Source organism: Streptomyces sp. OR43, from assembly GCF_008042275.1.
In the GTDB taxonomy this organism is placed as follows: Bacteria; Actinomycetota; Actinomycetes; order Streptomycetales; family Streptomycetaceae; genus Streptomyces.
Genome location: NZ_RDBK01000001.1, coordinates 271,701 through 290,224, shown reverse-complemented (window position 1 = coordinate 290,224; position 18,524 = coordinate 271,701). Strand labels below are relative to the sequence as shown.

General features: G+C 71.7%; 13 protein-coding genes. 6 read left to right on the top strand and 7 right to left on the bottom strand.

Going from position 1 to position 18,524, the window contains the following annotated elements:
* The first annotated feature begins 185 nt into the window (after window positions 1-185).
* The 4 genes from EAO72_RS01350 (at window position 186) to EAO72_RS01335 (ending at window position 6,844) form a co-directional block, all read left to right on the top strand.
* Window positions 186-3,092 (top strand): DEAD/DEAH box helicase, encoded by a 2,907-nt coding sequence (locus tag EAO72_RS01350; RefSeq protein WP_148015323.1) that lies wholly within the window; start codon window positions 186-188, stop codon window positions 3,090-3,092.
* Window positions 3,089-4,450, top strand: coding sequence for an SWIM zinc finger family protein (locus tag EAO72_RS01345; RefSeq protein ID WP_148015322.1), 1,362 nt, complete (start codon window positions 3,089-3,091; stop codon window positions 4,448-4,450). Before EAO72_RS01350 ends, EAO72_RS01345 begins: the two co-directional genes overlap by 4 nt.
* Window positions 4,451-4,604: 154 nt before the next feature.
* Window positions 4,605-5,957, top strand: coding sequence for an esterase-like activity of phytase family protein (locus EAO72_RS01340; protein WP_148015321.1), 1,353 nt, complete (start codon window positions 4,605-4,607; stop codon window positions 5,955-5,957).
* A gap of 296 nt (window positions 5,958-6,253) precedes the next feature.
* Window positions 6,254-6,844: an N-acetylmuramoyl-L-alanine amidase gene (locus EAO72_RS01335; protein ID WP_148015320.1), complete on the top strand. Its 591-nt coding sequence runs from the start codon at window positions 6,254-6,256 to the stop codon at window positions 6,842-6,844.
* A 21-nt stretch (window positions 6,845-6,865) separates the two neighbouring features.
* Here the strand turns inward: EAO72_RS01335 and EAO72_RS01330 are convergent, their stop codons facing one another.
* Window positions 6,866-7,420, bottom strand: coding sequence for a helix-turn-helix domain-containing protein (locus tag EAO72_RS01330; protein ID WP_148015319.1), 555 nt, complete (start codon window positions 7,418-7,420; stop codon window positions 6,866-6,868).
* A 113-nt stretch (window positions 7,421-7,533) separates the two neighbouring features.
* On the opposite strand from EAO72_RS01330, the gene EAO72_RS01325 reads away from it, so the two are divergent.
* Both EAO72_RS01325 and EAO72_RS01320 read left to right on the top strand, forming a co-directional pair.
* Complete coding sequence (locus tag EAO72_RS01325) at window positions 7,534-8,763, top strand: benzoate/H(+) symporter BenE family transporter (protein ID WP_148015318.1); 1,230 nt, start codon at window positions 7,534-7,536, stop codon at window positions 8,761-8,763.
* A gap of 84 nt (window positions 8,764-8,847) precedes the next feature.
* The gene (locus EAO72_RS01320; protein ID WP_148015317.1) at window positions 8,848-10,641 is read left to right on the top strand and encodes an ABC transporter ATP-binding protein; all 1,794 of its coding nucleotides are present in this window, start codon (window positions 8,848-8,850) and stop codon (window positions 10,639-10,641) included.
* A 30-nt stretch (window positions 10,642-10,671) separates the two neighbouring features.
* On the opposite strand, the gene manD is transcribed toward EAO72_RS01320, so the two are convergent.
* The 6 genes from manD to EAO72_RS01290 all read right to left on the bottom strand — a co-directional run bounded on the left by manD (window position 10,672) and on the right by EAO72_RS01290 (window position 18,416).
* Window positions 10,672-11,886: a D-mannonate dehydratase ManD gene (gene manD, locus EAO72_RS01315; protein ID WP_148015316.1), complete on the bottom strand. Its 1,215-nt coding sequence runs from the start codon at window positions 11,884-11,886 to the stop codon at window positions 10,672-10,674.
* Window positions 11,883-12,626, bottom strand: coding sequence for a DUF2625 family protein (locus EAO72_RS01310; protein WP_148015315.1), 744 nt, complete (start codon window positions 12,624-12,626; stop codon window positions 11,883-11,885). Before EAO72_RS01310 ends, manD begins: the two co-directional genes overlap by 4 nt.
* Window positions 12,627-12,866: 240 nt before the next feature.
* Window positions 12,867-15,263: a glycoside hydrolase family 9 protein gene (locus EAO72_RS01305; protein ID WP_261991263.1), complete on the bottom strand. Its 2,397-nt coding sequence runs from the start codon at window positions 15,261-15,263 to the stop codon at window positions 12,867-12,869.
* 143 nt (window positions 15,264-15,406) lie between these two features.
* Window positions 15,407-15,643, bottom strand: coding sequence for a hypothetical protein (locus EAO72_RS01300; protein ID WP_148015314.1), 237 nt, complete (start codon window positions 15,641-15,643; stop codon window positions 15,407-15,409).
* 7 nt (window positions 15,644-15,650) lie between these two features.
* Window positions 15,651-16,328 carry a TNT domain-containing protein gene (locus EAO72_RS01295; protein WP_148015313.1) on the bottom strand — a complete coding sequence of 226 codons (678 nt, stop codon included), beginning with the start codon at window positions 16,326-16,328 and terminating at the stop codon, window positions 15,651-15,653.
* Window positions 16,329-16,553: 225 nt separating this feature from the next.
* Window positions 16,554-18,416, bottom strand: a complete 1,863-nt coding sequence (locus EAO72_RS01290) for an ATP-binding SpoIIE family protein phosphatase (RefSeq protein WP_261991262.1) — start codon at window positions 18,414-18,416, stop codon at window positions 16,554-16,556.
* Window positions 18,417-18,524 lie beyond the last annotated feature (108 nt).

Below are 18,524 nucleotides of genomic sequence, written 5' to 3'. Positions count from 1 at the left end.
GCCACCACCCGGAGTTTCCTGGTGCCAACCCCCTCATTCCGACGGGGGGCTGGCAACACCTGCCGGATATGACGGTTTTACGCACGTGACTTGGATCTCGCGCCGCGGACTCCCGCCAGCCGCCGCGATGGAGTACCCTCGGCGACCTCGGCCCACTAGTCAAATTTGAGGACTCTGACATCGCTGTGCACCGCCTCCCCGCAGCAACGCTCTCCGAGATCTCCGCACTCGCCGGCTGTTGCGTGGTCTTCCTGCCCGCGGATCCTGCCCGGACCGGCCGGGTCGCCTTCTGGTACCCGGACGGCAACAGCCCGCCCGACGCCCCCGGAACCGTCGAGGAGATCACCGTCGCCGGTGCCGATGTCCAGCCGTCCGCGGTGCCCGCGCGCATCCTCCCGGTACGGGAAGCGCTGCCCGTACTCACCCGCGCCCGGACCGCGGCACACGCCTCCGCGGCAGCCTCGTTCTGGGGGGCGGCGGGGCTGCTGGCCCTGCAGTTCGCCGCCCGGGGGCTGTTGCTGCCGGGACTGAGCGCCACGGATCACGACGCCTGGCGGGCCGGGCCGCTCACCGCGGACGACCGGACGCGCATCCGTACCCTGGCCGCATCCATGCCTGCGACCGCCCACGCGGTGCCTGTCGACGCGCTGGCCCAGCCGCTGCTGCTGCCCGAACCGGAGTGGCTGGTGCGGGAGTTCCTCGACGCGGTCGCGGACGGCCTGCCGCGCACACCGGGTGCCACGTTCGCCGCGGGCGGTCCCGCGTTCGCCGCGGACGCGCCGCAGCACCTGCCCGGCCGGCGGGCCTGGGTCACCGACGTCGCGGCGGGGCACGACGCGGGTGTCCGGCTCTCGCTGCGGGTGGAGGTCCAGGGGCTCGACCGGAGCGGCGAGGAAGCTCAGGAGCCGCTCTCCGGCCCTTCGTTCCGCGTCGTTCCGCAGATCCACGGCGTGAGCGATCCGATGCTCGTCGCCGACGCCGCCGAGATCTGGGCCGGCTCGGGGCCCGCAGCCGCGCCGTTCGGGCCGCGGGCCCGGATGGACACCCTGCTGATGCTGCGCCGGGCCGCCCGCGCCTGGCCGCCCCTGACGCCCCTGCTGTCGGCTGCCGTGCCGGACGCGGTGGAGCCGGCCGACGACGAGATCGCCGATCTCCTGGGTCCCGCCTCACGGGCCCTCGCCGCCACCGGAGTTCAGGTCCACTGGCCCCGGGAACTGGCCCGCACGCTGACGGCGCGCGCGGTGATCGGTCCCCCGGACGATGCGGGCGGCGAGGCGGGGCCGGACGGGAGCCGGGGAACGGCGGGCCATGCGTCGGACATGCCCGCCCTCCTGGCCACCGACTCCCTGCTGACGTTCAACTGGTGGTTCGCCCTGGGTGACCAGAAGCTCAGCCGTGCCGAGCTCGACCGGCTCGCCGAGGCAGGGCGGCCCCTGGTGCGGCTGCGCGACCAGTGGGTGCTGATCGACCCGGAGCAGGCGCGCCGCGCCCGGGAGACGCAGGACCGCAAGGTCACCCCCATCGACGCGCTCGGCGCCGTACTGACGGGTTCCACCGAGGTCGACGGTCACCGGGTCGACGTGCGGGCGACGGGCTGGCTGGAGCGGCTGCGGCAGCGGGTCGCCGACCCGGAGTCCCGGCGGTCCGACGAGCCGGCGGTCGGTCAGCCGGCCGCGCTCACCGCGACGTTGCGGGACTACCAGCTCCGCGGCCTGAACTGGCTGCACACGATGACGTCCCTCGGGCTCGGTGGCTGTCTCGCCGACGACATGGGGCTCGGCAAGACCATCACACTGATCGCCCTCCATCTGCACCGCCAGACCCTCGACGGGGCCGCCGGACCCACGCTGGTGGTCTGCCCGACCTCGCTCATGGGCAACTGGCAGCGGGAGGTCGAGAAGTTCGCCCCGGGCACCCCGGTCCGCCGCTTCCACGGGCCGTCACGCGACCTGGAGGGCCTGGCGGACGGCGAGTTCGTCCTGACCACGTACGGCACGATGCGGCTGGACGCCTCCCGGCTCGCGGCCGTGCGATGGGGCATGGCCGTCGCCGACGAGGCGCAGCACGTGAAGAACCCGTACTCGGCGACGGCCCGGCAGCTGCGCACGATCGGCGCGCAGGCGCGGGTCGCGCTCACCGGCACTCCCGTGGAGAACAACCTCTCCGAGCTGTGGGCCATCCTCGACTGGACCACACCGGGCCTGCTCGGCAGGCTCGGTACCTTCCGCACCCGGTACGCGCGCGCCGTTGAGGGCGGGAGCGACCCTGCGGCGGCCGAGCGCCTCGGCGCTCTGGTCAGGCCGTTCCTGCTGCGCCGGCGCAAGTCTGATCCGGGCATCGCCCCTGAGCTCCCGCCGAAGACGGAGACGGACCGTGCGGTGTCGCTGACGGCCGAACAGGCGGGTCTGTACGAGGCGGTGGTGCGGGAGACGCTGGCCGCGATCTCCGAAGCCGACGGGATGGCCCGGCGCGGCCTGGTGGTGAAACTGCTCACCGCGCTCAAGCAGATCTGCAACCATCCCGCGCAGTACCTCAAGGAGGAGGAGCCACAGGTCGCGGACCGGTCGGGCAAGGTGGAGCTGCTCGACGAACTGCTGGACACCATCCTCGCGGAGGGCGCGGGTGTCCTCGTCTTCACGCAGTACGTGCAGATGGCCCGGCTCCTGGAGCGTCATCTGGCGGCGCGCGGGATCGCCACCCAGTTCCTGCACGGCGGGACGCCGGTGGCCCAGCGCGAGGCGATGGTCAGCCGCTTCCAGTCGGGCGGGGCGCCGGTGTTCCTGCTGTCGCTCAAGGCGGCGGGGACCGGGCTCAATCTCACCCGCGCGGGCCATGTGGTCCACTTCGACCGCTGGTGGAACCCGGCGGTGGAGGCGCAGGCCACGGACCGCGCCTACCGCATCGGGCAGACCCAGCCGGTGCAGGTCCACCGGCTGATCGCCGAGGGCACGATCGAGGACCGGATCGCCGAGATGCTGGCCCGCAAACAAGGGCTCGCGGACGCGGTGCTCGGTTCGGGCGAGAGTGCCCTGACGGAGCTCAGCGACGCGGAACTGGCTGATCTGGTGGAGCTGCGAGGGGGCGCACGATGAGCGAAGGTTACGAGGCGGACGCGTTCGGCGACCGGGACGACGGGGACGGGCCGGACGAGGCGGCGCCCGGACAGGAGCGCACGTTCGCCGCGCTGCCTCCCGCACAGGGCCGCGGCTTCGCCGAGTCGTGGTGGGGCCGGGCGTGGCTGAAGGCCCTGGAGGACACCGCGCTGGACGGCCAACAGCTGAAGAAGGGCCGCCGGTTCGCGCGTGAGGGCCGGGTCGGCGCGGTGTCCGTGCGGCCGGGCCGGATCACCGCCATGGTCCGTGACCGGGACGAGAGCGGCTACCGGAGCGACGTACTGCTCCAGGAACTGACGGAAGGGCAGTGGGACCGTTTTCTGGACATGGCCGTCGACCGGGCCGGGCACATCGCCGCCCTGCTCGACCGGGAGATGCCGCCGCATCTGGTCGAGGACGCCGCGGCGGCCGGTGTGGACCTCCTGCCGGGAATCGGCGACCTGGACCCGGAGTGCACCTGCGAGGCCTGGGACCACTGCCCGCACACGGCCGCGCTCTGCTACCAGGTCGCACGGCTGCTGGACCAGGATCCGTTCGTCCTGCTGCTGATGCGGGGCCGCGGTGAACGGCGGCTGCTGGACGAGCTCCAGGTCCGGATCGCCGCCAGAGCGGCGGGTCACACGCCGTCGGCCACCGCTGACGAGCCCGCCGGGGAGACCGAGGACCGGGCCGTGCGCGGGGTCCCGGCGGCGGAGGCGTACGCGGCGGCGGGCATCCTTCCGCCGCTGCCCCCGGCCCCCGCGCTTCCCGCTGAGCCGGGGCAGGCTCCCTCGCTGGACACGGAGACCGACCCCGAACCGGGTGTGGACCCGACGGCGCTGGAGATGCTGGCCACGGACGCCGCGGCGCGGGCGCACCGGATGCTGACGGAGGCGCTGACGCCCGGTCATGGGCAGCAGCCGGTCCCGGCGGGGCTGACGCCCCAGCAGGACGCGGTGAGACTCGCCGCGGAGGCGCGGCCGGAGCCGTGGATCGTGAACCGGCTGGCGGCCGGCTCGGGCCGGCAGCGCGCCGGACTGCCGGCCGCGGTGCGTGCCTGGGAGTACGGTGGCGCGGCCGCGCTCGCCGTGCTCGACGAGGAATGGGCTCCGGACGCCACCGCGCTCGCCCGGGCCAGGGCGCGGCTCGCCGGAGCCTGGGAGGAGGACGAGGCTCCCCGGCTGCGGTCCGAGCGCAACCGCTGGACCTCGGCGGACGGCACGGTCCAGCTGCGTTACGGGCGGGACGGGCGCTGGTATCCGTACCGCAAGGAGAGCGGCCGCTGGACTCCGGCGGGGCCCTGCGACGAGGATCCCGCAGCGGCCTGGGCGGACGCGACGGCCCCCGCCGACGGCTGACAACGGCTCACCGGACGGCGGGCGGGGGCGGTTCGGTGAGGCCGCCCCTGCCCGCCGCCCGGTTCCGCCCGGGAGTTCAACTCGATGTCACCGTTCGTTGAGGCGCACGGCGGAACGTGACGGCCGTCAGATCCTTTGCTCCTCAGGAGGCCCCATGTCCGCGCGTGTCGTCCGTCGATCCCTTGCGGCCGGGCTGCCGCTCGCCCTGCTCGGCACGGTGGGTGTCGCAGGCACCGCAACCGGCGCGCAGGACCGGAACCACCACCGCCCCGAGGCCACCGCGCGGGTCACCGCGAGCGCGGTGCTCGGGGACGTTCCGCTGGCCGGTTTCAGCAACGGCCTGCTGCCCGGGTCCGTAGGGGACGATCGCGGCGTGATGCTCGGCGGCATCGGCAGCGACATCTACCCGGCCGGCCGCGAGGGCGAGTTCTGGACCGTCACGGACCGCGGCCCGAACGGGCAGATCAAGGTCGACGGCACCAAGCGGCGGACCTTCCCCGTCCCCGGGTTCGACCCGGCGATCGTCAAGGTGCGGGTGAGCGGCAAGCGGGTCGAGGTGCTGCGCTCCCTCCCGCTGACCACGCGTTCCGGCGCCCCCGTCACCGGTCTGGCGAACCGGGCGGACCGGGACGAGGCCCCGTACTCCTATGACGCGAAGACGCGTCTTCCGTACAACCCGAACGGTCTGGACACGGAAGGCATCGTCCGCGGCGCGGACGGCTCGTTCTGGCTGGCCGACGAGTACGGTCCGTCGCTGGTGCACGTCTCCGGGAGCGGCCGGGTGCTCGCCCGTTACGTCCCCGAGGGTCTGGACCTCGAGGGCGCGGACTACCCCGTCGTGGAGGCGCTGCCCGGCGTCCTGCTGCACCGGAAGATCAACCGGGGATTCGAGGGCCTGGCACTGCTGCCGAACGGGGATCTGGTGCTCGCCGTCCAGAGCCCGCTCTCACTGCCCGACGCGGACGCGGGCGAGGCCTCGCGCAATGTGCGGCTGCTGCGCTTCTCCACGAGGAAGCGCGCGGTGACGGCCGAGTACGCGTACCGCTTCGACGCGGTGGGTGTCGTGGACCCGGGTGAGGACGACACGTCCGAACTGAAGGTCTCCTCGGTCGTCGCGATCGGGGGCAACGACCTCCTGGTCGAGGAGCGCACCGACCGGGCGGCGCGTCTGCACCGCGTCACGCTCCCCCGCGGCGCCGGCATCCTGGGCTCGCGCTGGGACGAGCCGTCCGCGTCGCCCTCGTACGAGGAACTGGCGGACCCGGCGGCCTCGGGTGTCCCGGTCCTGCGCAAGAGCCTCGTCGTCGACCTGGGGAAGGTGGCCGGAGTGCCCGGGAAGATCGAAGGCGTGGCGGTGACGGGGCGTGACACGCTCGCCCTCATCAACGACAACGACTTCGGCATGACCGACGGGGCGGGGGCCTTCGACGCGGACGGCCGGCTGGTCGACTCCGGGATCGAGACGTCCGTGACCCTGCTGAAGCTGCCTCGGCCGCTCACCCGCTGACCCGCCACGGCTCTCCCGGGCCGCCCGGCCCTCTCCTGCCGGGCGGCCCAACTCCGTTCCTCCGGCACGGATTTGGGTCCCTGCCGTCTTCCGCCACCCGCGCCGCGCCCGTACGGTGGGGCGCGCACGTTACTCGGCCGTACATCGGACAGCGGCTACCGGGCAGCGGACAGGAGGGAGTCACGGGATGTCGGGGGAATCGGGTACCGGACTCCTCACGCGGCGCCGTCGGCCACGTCCGTCCGACCGGCCTCTCCCCCTGCGTGCGTCATCCCGCCCCCACACCAGGAGTGCACATGGACCGCAGAAGGATCCTTCAGGGCGCGGCGGCGACGGCCGCGGCGGCGCTGCTTCCCGCTTCCGCCCGCGCCACCGCGGCGACGGCCGGTGACACGGACTACCCGGCCGCCCACTGGGTTCCGGCCTCGGCGTCCAACTACACGGTGTCGACGCGGCCTTCGGCGTACCCGGTGCAGTACGTGATCATCCATGTCACCCAGGAGACGTTCTCGGACGCCGTGGCGATCTTCCGGAATCCGGCGAAACAGGTGTCCGCGCACTATGTGGTGCGCTCGGCGGACGGCTACATCGACCAGTGCGTGCGGGAGAAGGACATCGCCTGGCACGCGGGGAACTGGGACTACAACACCCGCAGCATCGGCATCGAGCACGAGGGGTACGTGGACCAGCCCGCCTACTTCACCGACGCCCTGTACGAGAAGTCGGCACTGCTGACCGCCTCGGTGTGCGACCGCTACGGCATCCCCAAGGACCGCGCGCACATCCTCGGCCATGTGCAGGTTCCGGGCACGGACCATACGGACCCGGGCCCCCACTGGGACTGGGTCCGCTACATCCGCCTGGTCAACCTCCTGGGCGCGTCGTGACCCGCTGACCGCGCGGCGGTCCTACGGCCCCTCCGCCACCGGACTACGGACGAAGAGGACCCCCTCCACGTCGCCGTCGGGTGCGCCGTAGACATGGGGCGCGTCGGCCCGCCAGTGCGCGGAGGCGCCGGGGCCGGCCGTCCTGGTGTCGTCCGGCGGGCCGACGACGGCGGTTCCGGTGAGGACCATCAGGCTCTCGTGCGTGCCTGGGACGTGCGCCTCGGACTCCTGGACGGCGCCCGCGCGGATGCTGACGCGGAACACGTCGGTGACGGCGTCCTCGTCCTCGTACCGTTCCAGCAGGACGGCGGTGACGGCGCTTCCGGAGACGCGCGCGGGCGTCTGCGGGGCCGGGCCGTCCGCCGGGAGCGGGTCGCTCAGTACGGCGCTGAGCGGCAGCCCCAGAGCGGTGGCGAGTGCGTACAGCGTCTCCAGGGTGGGATTGCGTGTCCCGCTCTCCAGCTCCGAGAGCGTGCCCTTGCCGACGCGGGAACGCCGGGAGAGTTCCGACAGGGAGAGGTCCCGTGCACGTCGCAGCGCGCGCAGCCTGCGACCCACGTCCTCGTTCAGCCCCATCGCCGTGCACCCGCTCCGCTGTCCTGGTTGACGGGTGTCGGCCCGCCTCTCTAGTGTTCCACATACAGAACGTTCCGTATACAGAACGCACCGGCGCAGGAAGTGGCTCCCTCATGTTCGCGATCACCCGCATACGCTCGATCGCGCCGCCGTCGGCCGTGGTCGCCGGACTGATCGCCGTGATGGTCGGCGTGACCAGTTCGGCGGCGCTCGTCTTCACGGCCGCCCGGGCGGCGGGGGCGGACGCGCGCGAGATCTCCTCCTGGATGCTCGCGCTCGGCGTCGGCCTGGCCTGCACCTGCGTCGGGCTGTCACTGCGCTACCGGGCCCCCGTCGTGACCGCGTGGTCGACGCCGGGAGCCGCGCTGCTCACGACCGGTCTGAGTGGAGTGTCGATGGCCCAGGCGGTCGGCGCGTTCGTCTTCTCGGGACTCCTCATCCTCGTGAGCGGGATGACGGGCTGGTTCAGCCGGCTCATGGGCCGGATCCCGGTTCCCCTGGCGGCCGCACTGCTCGCCGGGGTGCTGCTGCGGTTCGGTACGGGGCTGTTCAGCACGATGCACGGCGGCTTCGCGGTCGCGTTCCCGATGTTCGTGCTCTATCTGCTCGGCCGGCGGCTGCTGCCCCGGTACGCGGTACTGCTGGCGCTCGCCGCGGGCGTGGTGGCCACCGTGTTCACCGGAGGCTGGCAGCTGGGCCACGTCCGCCTCGCCCTGGCCTCGCCGGTGTTCACCGCGCCGGAGTTCGACTGGAAGGTCCTGGTCAGCGTCGGCGCACCGCTGTTCGTCGTCACGATGGCCTCGCAGAACCTGCCCGGCGTCGCCGTGATCCGCGGCGCCGGCTACGACGTGCCGGTCTCGCCCCTGATGACGTGGACCGGCGCGGCCAACGCGGTCCTGGCACCCTTCGGTGCCTTCGGCCTCAACCTGGCCGCGATCACGGCGGCCATCTGCACGGGCGAGGAGGCGCATCCCGACCGGGACAAGCGCTACCTGGCCGCCGTGTGGGCGGGCGTCTTCTACCTCTGCGTCGGGCTGCTCGGCGCGACCGTCGCCTCGCTCCTCACCGCGATGCCGCAGGAACTCGTCCTGGCGATCGCCGGGATCGGCCTGCTCGCCACCATCGAGGCCTCGCTGTCGGCGGCACTGGCCGACAAGGCGTCCAGGGAAGCGGCCGTGGTGACCTTCCTCGCCACCGCTTCCGGCGTGTCCCTGCTGGGCATCGGCTCCGCGTTCTGGGGCCTGCTGGCCGGGCTGGTCACCGGCGCGATCGCCTCGGTGGGCCGCCCGCGCCGCAAGGCACCCGAGCCCGAACCGCTGCCCGACGAAGTCCGCGTCCACTGAGGCCTGTCGGAACCGGCACCCGCCCCTGTCCTGTCCGTGGAACGGAGTTGCCCCGGACGGCGGGAGCGGGGTGGGATGGACACCATGCAGAAAGCGGTTTCCCAACCTTCCGCCGAACCCCTGGCGCCTCTTGACCACCTCGACCACCGCTACCGCGGCGAGCACCCGTTCCGCACGCTCAGCTACCTCTTCCGGCCCGACCGCGGGCGGCTCGCGCTCGCGGTCGTCATCTTCGTCGTGAAGCACAGCCCCATCTGGCTGCTCCCCCTGATCACCGCCACGGTCCTGGACGTCGTCGTCCAGCACGGCCCGGAATCCCGGCTCTGGAGGGCCACGGGCATCCTGTTGTTCATCCTCGTGATCAACTACCCGCTCCACCAGTGGTACGTACGCTGCCTCGGCGGCAGCATCCGGCGGATGGGCACGACCCTGCGCTCGGCGCTGTGCCGTCGTATGCAGCAGCTGTCCATCGGCTATCACTCACGGGTCAGTTCGAGCGTCCTGCAGGCCAAGGTGGTCCGCGACGTGGAGTCGGTGGAGCAGATGATGCAGCAGAGCGCCGACATGGGGCTCGGCGCCGTCGTGACGCTCGTCGGCGGTCTGGTCGTCATCGGCGTGCGGGTGCCCGCGTTCCTGCCGGTCTTCCTGATCGTGGTGCCCGCGGCCGGATTCCTCGTGATGAAACTGCGCGCCCGGCTGCGCAGCCACAACGAGTCCTTCCGGCGCGAGGTCGAACAGCTCTCCTCCCGCGTCGGCGAGATGACGACCCTGATCCCCATCACCCGCGCCCACGGACTGGAGCGCACGGCGCTCGGCCGGGTCGACGGCTCGCTGCGCCAGGTCTTCGCGGCCGGTCTGCGCCTGGACGTGATCAACGGCCGCTTCGGTTCCCTGGCCTGGGTCATCCTCAACACGCTGGGCGTGCTGTGTCTGACCGGGTCCGCGCTGGTCGCTTACCACGGCTGGATGCCCATCACCCCCGGCGACGTCGTGATGCTGAGCGCGTTCTTCACCGTCCTGACCGGCTCGGTGACCACGCTCCTGGGGCTGGCCCCCATCCTCACCAAGGGGCTGGAATCGGTGCGTTCGGCCGGAGAGGTGCTCCAGGCGCCCGACCTCGAACACAACGCGGGCAAGGCGCAGGTGGACCGCGTCACCGGCCGGATCGACTTCGAGGACGTCGGCTTCGCCTACGAGGACGCGGCACCCGCCGTCAACGGTTTCACCCTCTCCGCACGGCCGGGCGAGACCATCGCGCTGGTCGGTGCTTCGGGCGCGGGCAAATCGACCGTCCTGAACCTGCTCATCGGCTTCATCCGGCCCACGTCCGGCCGCATCATGCTCGACGGCACCGACATGGCGGGACTCGATCTGCGCAGCTACCGGCGCTTCCTGTCCGTGGTCCCGCAGGAGTCGATCCTCTTCGAGGGCAGCATCCGCGAGAACGTCACGTACGGCATGGGTGACACGGACGAGGCCACCCTCATACGCGCGCTGACGGACGCCAACGCGCTGGAGTTCGTCAACGAGTTGCCGCTCGGCCTCGACACGGTCGTCGGGGAGCGCGGGGCACGGCTGTCGGGCGGTCAGAAGCAGCGCCTCGCCATCGCCCGGGCGCTGATCCGCGACCCGCGGGTGCTGGTGCTCGACGAGGCCACGTCCGCACTGGACAACCGCTCCGAGGCCCTCGTGCAGGAAGCCCTCTCGCGGCTCGTGCACGGCCGTACGGTCTTCGTCGTCGCCCACCGGCTCTCCACGATCCAAGGCGCCGACCGCATCGTGGCGATGGAGGGCGGCAGGATCGCGGAGGTGGGCACGCACGACGAACTCATCGCCCGGGAAGGGGTGTACGCGGGCCTTCAGCCCGCCTACCCGTAGCGGCCCAGGCGGCCGGCGGCGCTCCGCGGCTCACCAGTCGTGGACGCTGCCGTCCCGGAGCCGGTTGACCGGAAGATAGGCCCGCTCGTACGGATGAGCGGCCGCCGCCTCCTCGTCCAGTTCCACACCGATGCCCGGCGCCTCGCCCGGGTGCAGGTACCCGTCGGTGAAGGTGTACGCGTGCCGGAACACCTCCTGGGTCAGCGGGTTGTGGCCCGCGTACTCCTGGATGCCGAAGTTGTGGACGGCGAGGTCGAGGTGGACGGCCGCGGCCATCCCGACCGGCGAGATGTCCTCCGGTCCGTGGACGGCGCTCTTCACCTGGTACTGGGCGGCGAAGTCGAAGAGCTTGCGCAGCGGTGTGACGCCGCCGAAGTGGGTGACGGCGGACCGGGCGTAGTCGATCAGCTGCTCGGTGATCAGGGACTGGTAGTCGTACACGGTGTTGAACACCTCGCCGATGGCGAGGGGTGTGGTGGTGTGGCGGCGGACCAGACGCAGCGCCTCCTGGTTCTCGGCGGGGGTGCAGTCCTCCAGCCAGAACGGCCGGTACGGCTCCAGGTCCTTGCCGAGCCGCGCCGCCTGGACCGGGGTGAGGCGGTGATGGGCATCGTGGAGCAACGGCAGCGCGGCCCCGAACTCCGCGCGGACCGCCTCGAAGACGGCCGGCGTGTGGCGCAGGTACGCGTCCGTGTCCCAGTCCTCCACCAGGGGGCGGGCCTGCTGATGGGCGACCGTCTCGCCGTCGTCGTCCCGGTGGTACACGCCGTACACGGCCTTGAGCCCGGGAATGCCCGTCTGGATGCGGACGGCGGGGTAGCCCTCGGCGAGCCTGGCCCGTACCGAGTCGAGGAGCTCCGGGATGTCGCGCCCGTTGGCATGTCCGTAGGTGCCGATGCGGTCCCTGCTCGCGCCGCCCAGCAACTGGTAGAGCGGCAGACCGGCGGCCTTCGCCTTGATGTCCCACAGCGCCACGTCCACGGCGGCGATCGCGGCCATGGTCACCGGCCCGCGCCGCCAGTACGCGCCGCGGTACAGGTACTGCCAGGTGTCCTCGATCCTGTGCGGGTCGAGGCCGGTGAGCAGGGGCGCCACATGGTCGCGGAGGTAGCCGACGACGGCCAGCTCACGCCCGTTGAGCGTGGCGTCGCCGAGGCCGGTGAGGCCCTCGTCGGTCGTCAGCTTCAGGGTGACGAAGTTGCGTCCCGGACCGGTGACGACGACGTTCGCGTCGACGATCTTCATGCGTGCCCCTCCGAGGGAAGCGAACCGAGAAATCCGGGGTCGCCCAGCCCCAGCCGCCCGCAGAACTCACCGCTCAGGCCGAGCAATTCGGTCAGGGGAACGGGCGTCCTCGTGGTCGCGGCCGGATCGTCCTGCGCTTCCTTCGACCACAGGAAGGGGTAGACGGCGATTCCCTGGGACAACTCGAGCGATTGTGCCTCGCTCTGCCAGCCGGGCCACCGGAGCCCGTCGTAGAACTGCTCCAGCCGCCCCGACAGCAGCCAGGTCAGCCACGTTCCGTAGCCCATCTCCATCGCCTCCCATTCCAGGGAGTCCGGCGCGAAGTAGAGCATCTGCCCGGGCGCACCCGGACGGCCGCAGGCTGCGGGATCATGGCCGTTGAGAGCGAACACCCCGCCCAGGACATCGTGGCCGACGACCAGGGCGTCGCTCGGGCGCCACGCGGCGTCGAACGCGGCCGGGAAGCGATTGACGCGGGCCAGACCGGGGAGACCCGCAGCGCCGCCCGGTGCGCCTCCGAGGACACGCACCCATCCATGGTCCACGAGGAGGCCGCCGGAGTGCAGTACGAGGGCTCCGAGCGCGGATCGCGCGCCGACCTGCAACTGAAGCAGACAGGCGCGGCCCTGCCCGGAATCGCCGGGCAGCACCTCCACCGGCACCGGACTTCCGGCGAACGCGTCCTGGAGGACCGGCCACGCAGGATCGTCCACGTCAGTCAATTCGCTCAGCTGTCGCATGCACGCATCGTTCCATCACCCCGTGCCGGGGCCACCAGCAGGGGGATCACGGGTGAGGCGCGCGCCGTCTCCGCGACCGGTCATGGAGCCGGTGTGCGCGAGACCGGCCGGTCCGAGGGCCGCGTTCCCCAGGGGGACGCGGACGAGGAGAAGAGGCGGGCGTGGGTTCCCAGGTGTGCCGGCCTGCGGGGTGCGGTGCTGTCCCGGCCGCGCCGGGACAGCACCGCACCGCCTCGTGGCTCAGCCGCACTCCGTCCCGTTGAGGGTGAAGGAGGACGGCGCCTGTGCCGGAGCACCGGTGGCCTGGAATCCGAAGGAGGCGGTGCCGCCCGCCGGAATCCGGGCGTTGTGGGTCGCGTTCTTCACCGTGACGCGGGAGCCGGTCTGGGTGGCGGTCGCGTTCCAGGCGTTCGTGACCGTCTCAGCCCCGCCGAAGGCGAAGCCCAGCTGCCAGCCGTCGACCGGGCCCGTCCCGGTGTTCCGGACGGAGACGTCGGCCGTGAATCCGCTGCCCCAGGACTGGCTGACCCGGTAGGTGACCGCGCAGGAGCCTGCCGGGCCGGGCGTATCCGTCGGGTCGGGCGTCGGGGTCGGAGTCGGATCCGGGGTSGTGGTGGGGTCCGGGGTCGGTTCCGGATCTGTCCCGTCCGGCGCGCTCCCCCACTGCGGCGCCGCGCCTTCCAGCAGCACGATGTGCGGCGCGTCCACCGGAGTGGTGCCGGGGGTCGTGGCCGATGAGGGGTAGGACCAGTCGTTCGCCGGATCCCAGGCCCCGGCCGAGGTGACCCGGAACTGCACCTCCTTGCGGTACGCGGACTGACCGGCTGGGGCGATGTCCGTACCGGAGCAGTCCACGGTCACGTAGTAGACGTCGCCCGCCTCGTGCGTGGGACCGGTCACCTCACCGCACTGGTTGTAGTTGGTGGTGAAGCTGATCTGTCCCGGCGTGACTCCGGGCTCCAGAGTGAAGTAGTAACGCATGGACGCGTCGGTGAGGGCGCGCGCCGGCCAGGCGGACCGGTTGACCAGATACGCCTTGATCTCGGTGAAGTTGCTCCCCGCCGCGTTGACCGAGGCCTGGACGGACATCTCCGGCCCGTCCGGTGTCTCCTGCCGCGGAAATCCGCTGAGCGGGGCGCCGCCGTACTCGCCGTAGAGCCGGGCCAGCGCCCCGGTGAAGGCCGCGTTGTAGTCGGTGGCCACCTCGTTGTTCACGTAGTTGGAGCGGTCGTCGGTGTAGGTGTCATCCGCCGCGCTGGGGCCGCCGACCAGTGCTCCGTACAGCGTGTGCCGGCTCTCCACGGGGTTGTTCATCTGGTCGGTCCACGAACCGTGGGCGGTGCGGTGGTGCGGTTTGGTCGGCGGGTTGGTGCCGAACCCGACCACGTAGCTCGACTTGCGCGGGTTGTCGCCGAGCGCGTAGTCGATCTGGCGGACGGCGAAGTCGTGGTAGCGGGCCTTGCGCGTGGTGTCGGTCAGCCAGTCGGAGTAACTCAGCGCGACGAAGGCGGTGTTCGCCGCATACCGCAGCGACCCCCAGCTGTCCAGCACGGCCTGGCCGCCGGGCGAGTAGGCCACCCGCTGCCCGTTGACGCCGACCGTCCACCAGTCGAGCCAGCGGTTCGCGTCGTCGACGTACTTCTGCTTCCCCGTCAGCTGCGCGAGCAGCACGTACGCGCCGTAGGAGCTGTCGTCCCAGGAGAGCGTCCAGCGGTAGGAGCGGGTGCTGCTCTGCGGCTCGGTCGAGAGGTTGTCGTAGTACGACTCGGCCTTGGCCAGGTACGAGGCGTCACCGGTGGCCTTGTACAGCCAGATCGCACCCCAGACCAGCTCGTCGTTGTACCCGCTCCAGGAGTTGTAGTACGCCTGCGCGTCGGTGATGCAGTCGCTGTACTTCCCGCGGTAGGTGTCCGCGAAGGCGTACAGCTGCTTCGCGTGGGTGATCAGCTTCGTGGCGTACGCCGGGTCACTGCCGGCGAACACCATGGACGAGGAGGCCAGGGCAGCGGCTGTCTGACCGGCCAGATCGGTACCGGGGCAGGAGGCGTCGATCTTGTAGGCGGGCCGCTTCATCGGCATCACCTCGGCCGGCCCCCACCATTTGTGGTCGTCCCCGCCGTTGCCCACCTGCCCGTAGAGGACGTTCGGGGACGGATGAGCCTTGAGGAAGTAGTCGTTGACGAAGCGGAGGTTGTTCTTCAGGTACGGAAGCTGGCCCGAGGCCGCGTAGGCGTCCTCCTGCTCCGCGCCGCCCCACGCAAGCATGGTGGTGGAGAAGGCCATCGGCAGGCCGAACTTGACGTGATCGCCTGCGTCGTACCAGCCGCCCGTCAGATCAAGACCGGCGTCCTTGCCGTCGTCGAGAGCGGAGTCACCGCGCCAGCCGACCCGGTTGGTGTCGGGCAGCGTGCCCGACTGCTGCGCCTCGTAGAACAGCACCGACTTCTGCAGCGCCTCGCCGTAGTCGAAGGCCGGTGCGGCCGCCGCGTCGCCCGGCAGGGAGAACGGAAGCAGCAGGCCGGCGCCGAGCGCGAGGGCCAGAGCGATGGCGCCGGGGCGGCCGGGCCGGTGGGCGGACGGGCCGCTGCCGGCCCCTCGGAGTCGTCTTCGCAGGTCGGCGAAAGTGAGCGAGCGCAACGGAACAATCCCTTCCGTACGTCGGTGGGGGCGCCGGCACCGCAATCACATGGGAGCGCTCCCATAGGCGTTGCTCATGAAGCCAGCCGCCGAGGGAACCTGTCAACACTTCTGACAGGAACACCTCAGCGAACTGGGCCGGCCTACGGAAGGAGCAACCTGAGCAGATGCGCGCACGCCTGCGCCTCACCGGGATGACGGGCGATCACCTCGTACGCGCCCCGTTCGTACGCACCGGTCTCCCACCCCCCGTCGGACGCCTGCCTCAGGAACAGGAAGTCGGTGGGGGTGGGGACCGGTTCGTGGACTCCTTCGATGCGGTAGTAGCCGTCGGCCACACCCGCGGCACGCAACGCGTCCCTCAACTCCCGGCGGTCCACGAACGCGTTACGCGCCGGCGGAGGTCAGGAAGCCGTGCTCCAGCAGCCACTTGACGTTCAGCCGCTGCCCCTCGCCCGGGTCGAGGAAGACGGCGTCCAGCTTGATCTGCTGCCCGCCGCCGGGCTGTTCGAACCACGGCGCGATGCTGCCCTGCCACACCCAGAACGGCTTGGCCACCTTGTACACGCGGTAGTCGCAGGCGACGGCCGCGTCCCGGGTGTTGAGGTTCTGCGGAGGCAGCGCGCGCTCCGCGTACGCGTCACCGGCCGGGGCCAGGTAGGCGCCGTACTCGGATCCGAAACGGTCCAGACGCTGGCCGGAGCGGAGCTTCACCGGCTCCTTGTCGATCTCGCCGTTGACCTCACCGAAGCCGTCGTTGGGCGGATACTTCCAGCTGCCCGTGTCGGCGGGCCCTTCCCAGTACTTCTTCAGGAAGGCCTGCGGGGAGAGGTCTCCCGTGCGCTGGTAGCCCTTGAGGAGCGGGCCGACCGGGGCGAGCTTCTTGTTCGGCAGCCACTTCGGGCCGAGGCGCGCGTCGTCACGGAACTCGCCGGTGCAGGGCTCGTGCCGGGCCGCGGCGCCGGCCGTCGGCCCCTCCGGCTTCGCGGCCGCGCCGGCCGCGGGTGCCGTGATCAGTCCGGCAGTGATGCCGAGAGCGGCAAGTACGGTGCGCATGCGGTGCATTCAGGGTCCCCTCGATGCTGACGATCAAAGCAGAGGTGACACAGGGTATCCGCATGATCACCCAGTGGCTTCACGGCGTGCCGTGCCGTTCCCCGGCGGGTGGGCGTTCTCTGCGTGCGACGGGCCGTTCTCTGTGTGCGGGTGGGCGTTCTCTGCGTGCGACGGGGAGCTCCCCGTGTGCGGCGGGGCGTTCTCCGTGTGCGGCGAAAACGCGGCGCCTCGGCGTCAGTCCGTGGTGGTGTCTCCGGCGTCCGCGGGCGGCGCTTCGGTGAGCGCGAACCAGGCGGTCTTTCCCTCGGGTTCGGGGCGCACGCCCCACTGGTCGGCCAGGATGTCGAGCAGCATCAGCCCCCGGCCCGACGAGGCGAGCTCACCGGGGGTGCGCTGATGGGGCAGTTCGTCGCCCCGGTCCATGACCTCGACAAGCAGCCGTCGATGGCCGGTCTCGCCGGTGACGTACGCGTTGAGGGCGCCGTCCTGGTCGGTGTGGACGAGTACGTTGCCGAGGAGCTCGGTGGTCAGGAGCACCGCGGTGTCCACCTGGTCCGGCCGCGCCCAGTCGTGCAGCAGCGCCTTCAGTTGGGCCCTGGCCTCGGAGAGCCCCTCGCCCTGGTCCTGGCCCACGGTCAGCATCAGCCGGCGCCGGCTGACCTCCGCCCGCGACTGCCCGGGGTCCCGGCGCAGGAGCAGCAGGGCGATGTCGTCGCCGTCCCGTACGGTGTCGCCCTCCCGGGCGCGCGGCTCGGCACTGAGGACGGCCGCCATCAGTCGGTCGGCCATGCCTTCGAGGTCCTCGACCGGGCCGGGCGAGAACGCGTCGCGCACCCGGACCCAGCCGGTGTACATGTCGTGGCCGCCGTTCTCGATCAGCCCGTCCGTGCACAGCATGAGGACCTCGTCGTCGTGCAGCCGCACGATGTCGACGGGGTAGTCCTCCTCGCCGGGCATCAGGCCCAGCGGCAGGCCTCCGCTGATGTGCTTGATCAGGCAGGTGCCGTCGGGTGTGCGCAGCACCGGGTGCGGATGGCCGGCCCGGGCGATGTGCAGGTCGCCGGTGGACGGGTCGGCCTCGATGTAGAGGCAGGTGGCGAACCGGTCCTCGTCGAGGGTGGTCAGGAAGCGCGAGGCGCGTGCCAGCACGGCATCCGGGCCGTGCCCCTCCGCGGCGTACGCGTGCACGGCGGTACGCAGCTGGGCCATCAGGCCGGCGGCGTGCACATCGTGTCCCTGGACGTCGCCGATGACGAGGGCCAGCCGGCCGTTGGGCAGGTCGATGCTGTCGTACCAGTCCCCGCCGACCATGAGCCCTCCCCCGGTCGGCACATAGCGCGTGGCCACGCTGAGTCCGGTCATGGCGGGGCCGTCCGTGCGCATGCTGCGGCGCAGGCCGCGGGAGAGTTCCAGTTCGGCCCTGCTGGCCCGGGCGCGTTCCAGTACCTGGGCGAGCATGCGTCCGGTCAGGGTCAGCAGCGCGCGCTCGGCGTCGTCGAACTCCACGGGTGCGCGGAAGGCGGCCAGCCACACTCCGGTGATCCGTCCGGCGGTCACGAGCGGAACGAACGCCCACGCCTCGCGGCTCTTGCGGGCCGACATGTGCCAGGTCGCCGGAAAGCGGCGGCGGTACTCCTCCTGGGAGGCGAGGTACACGGCCCGGCCGGTTCTGGCGACCTCGGCGGCCGGGTAGCCGGTCGTCATCGGCATCCGGAACCCGCGGTCGGCTCCGCCCGGCCGGAAGCCGTACTGCCCCAGCACGTTCAGGGTCCCCTCGCCGAGACCGAACACACTCTGGCCGTCCAGCGGGAATTCGGGGGCGTACAGGGCGGCAACGAGCTTCAGCGCGTCGTCGAGCGAGTCCGCCTCGGCGACGGCGTGTCCTGCGGAGAGCAGCCGGGAGTCGCGCCGCCTGGCCTCCTCCGTCCCGTCGGCGGGCGCCTGCGGGTCCCGCGGAGCGGCCCGGGGCGCTTCCATGCTGTTCAGGGCATCGATCTGGTCCAGCTCGGCCTCGAACCCGTCCGGCGGCGGCTCATGCCGTTCACCACCCATCCGGCATCCCTTCGTCGCGATGTCGTCGCCGACTGTTCGTTCCATGCTCCGACGGGAGAGCCGGGTCCGCAGTACGAGGCGTCGTGACAGCGGCGGGACACGGGGGGTCGTGCCCCGCCGTGACGAGGGAATTCAGGGTGCCCGGGAGGGAGC

Coding starts and splice junctions, on each gene's coding strand:
- manD (WP_148015316.1), bottom strand. CDS start 11,886: ATGAAGATCGTCGACGCGAACGTCGTCGTCACCGGTCCGGGACGCAAC.
- EAO72_RS01295 (WP_148015313.1), bottom strand. CDS start 16,328: ATGCACCGCATGCGCACCGTACTTGCCGCTCTCGGCATCACTGCCGGA.
- EAO72_RS01345 (WP_148015322.1), top strand. CDS start 3,089: ATGAGCGAAGGTTACGAGGCGGACGCGTTCGGCGACCGGGACGACGGG.
- EAO72_RS01290 (WP_261991262.1), bottom strand. CDS start 18,416: ATGGAACGAACAGTCGGCGACGACATCGCGACGAAGGGATGCCGGATG.
- EAO72_RS01340 (WP_148015321.1), top strand. CDS start 4,605: ATGTCCGCGCGTGTCGTCCGTCGATCCCTTGCGGCCGGGCTGCCGCTC.
- EAO72_RS01335 (WP_148015320.1), top strand. CDS start 6,254: ATGGACCGCAGAAGGATCCTTCAGGGCGCGGCGGCGACGGCCGCGGCG.
- EAO72_RS01310 (WP_148015315.1), bottom strand. CDS start 12,626: ATGCGACAGCTGAGCGAATTGACTGACGTGGACGATCCTGCGTGGCCG.
- EAO72_RS01320 (WP_148015317.1), top strand. CDS start 8,848: ATGCAGAAAGCGGTTTCCCAACCTTCCGCCGAACCCCTGGCGCCTCTT.
- EAO72_RS01330 (WP_148015319.1), bottom strand. CDS start 7,420: ATGGGGCTGAACGAGGACGTGGGTCGCAGGCTGCGCGCGCTGCGACGT.
- EAO72_RS01325 (WP_148015318.1), top strand. CDS start 7,534: ATGTTCGCGATCACCCGCATACGCTCGATCGCGCCGCCGTCGGCCGTG.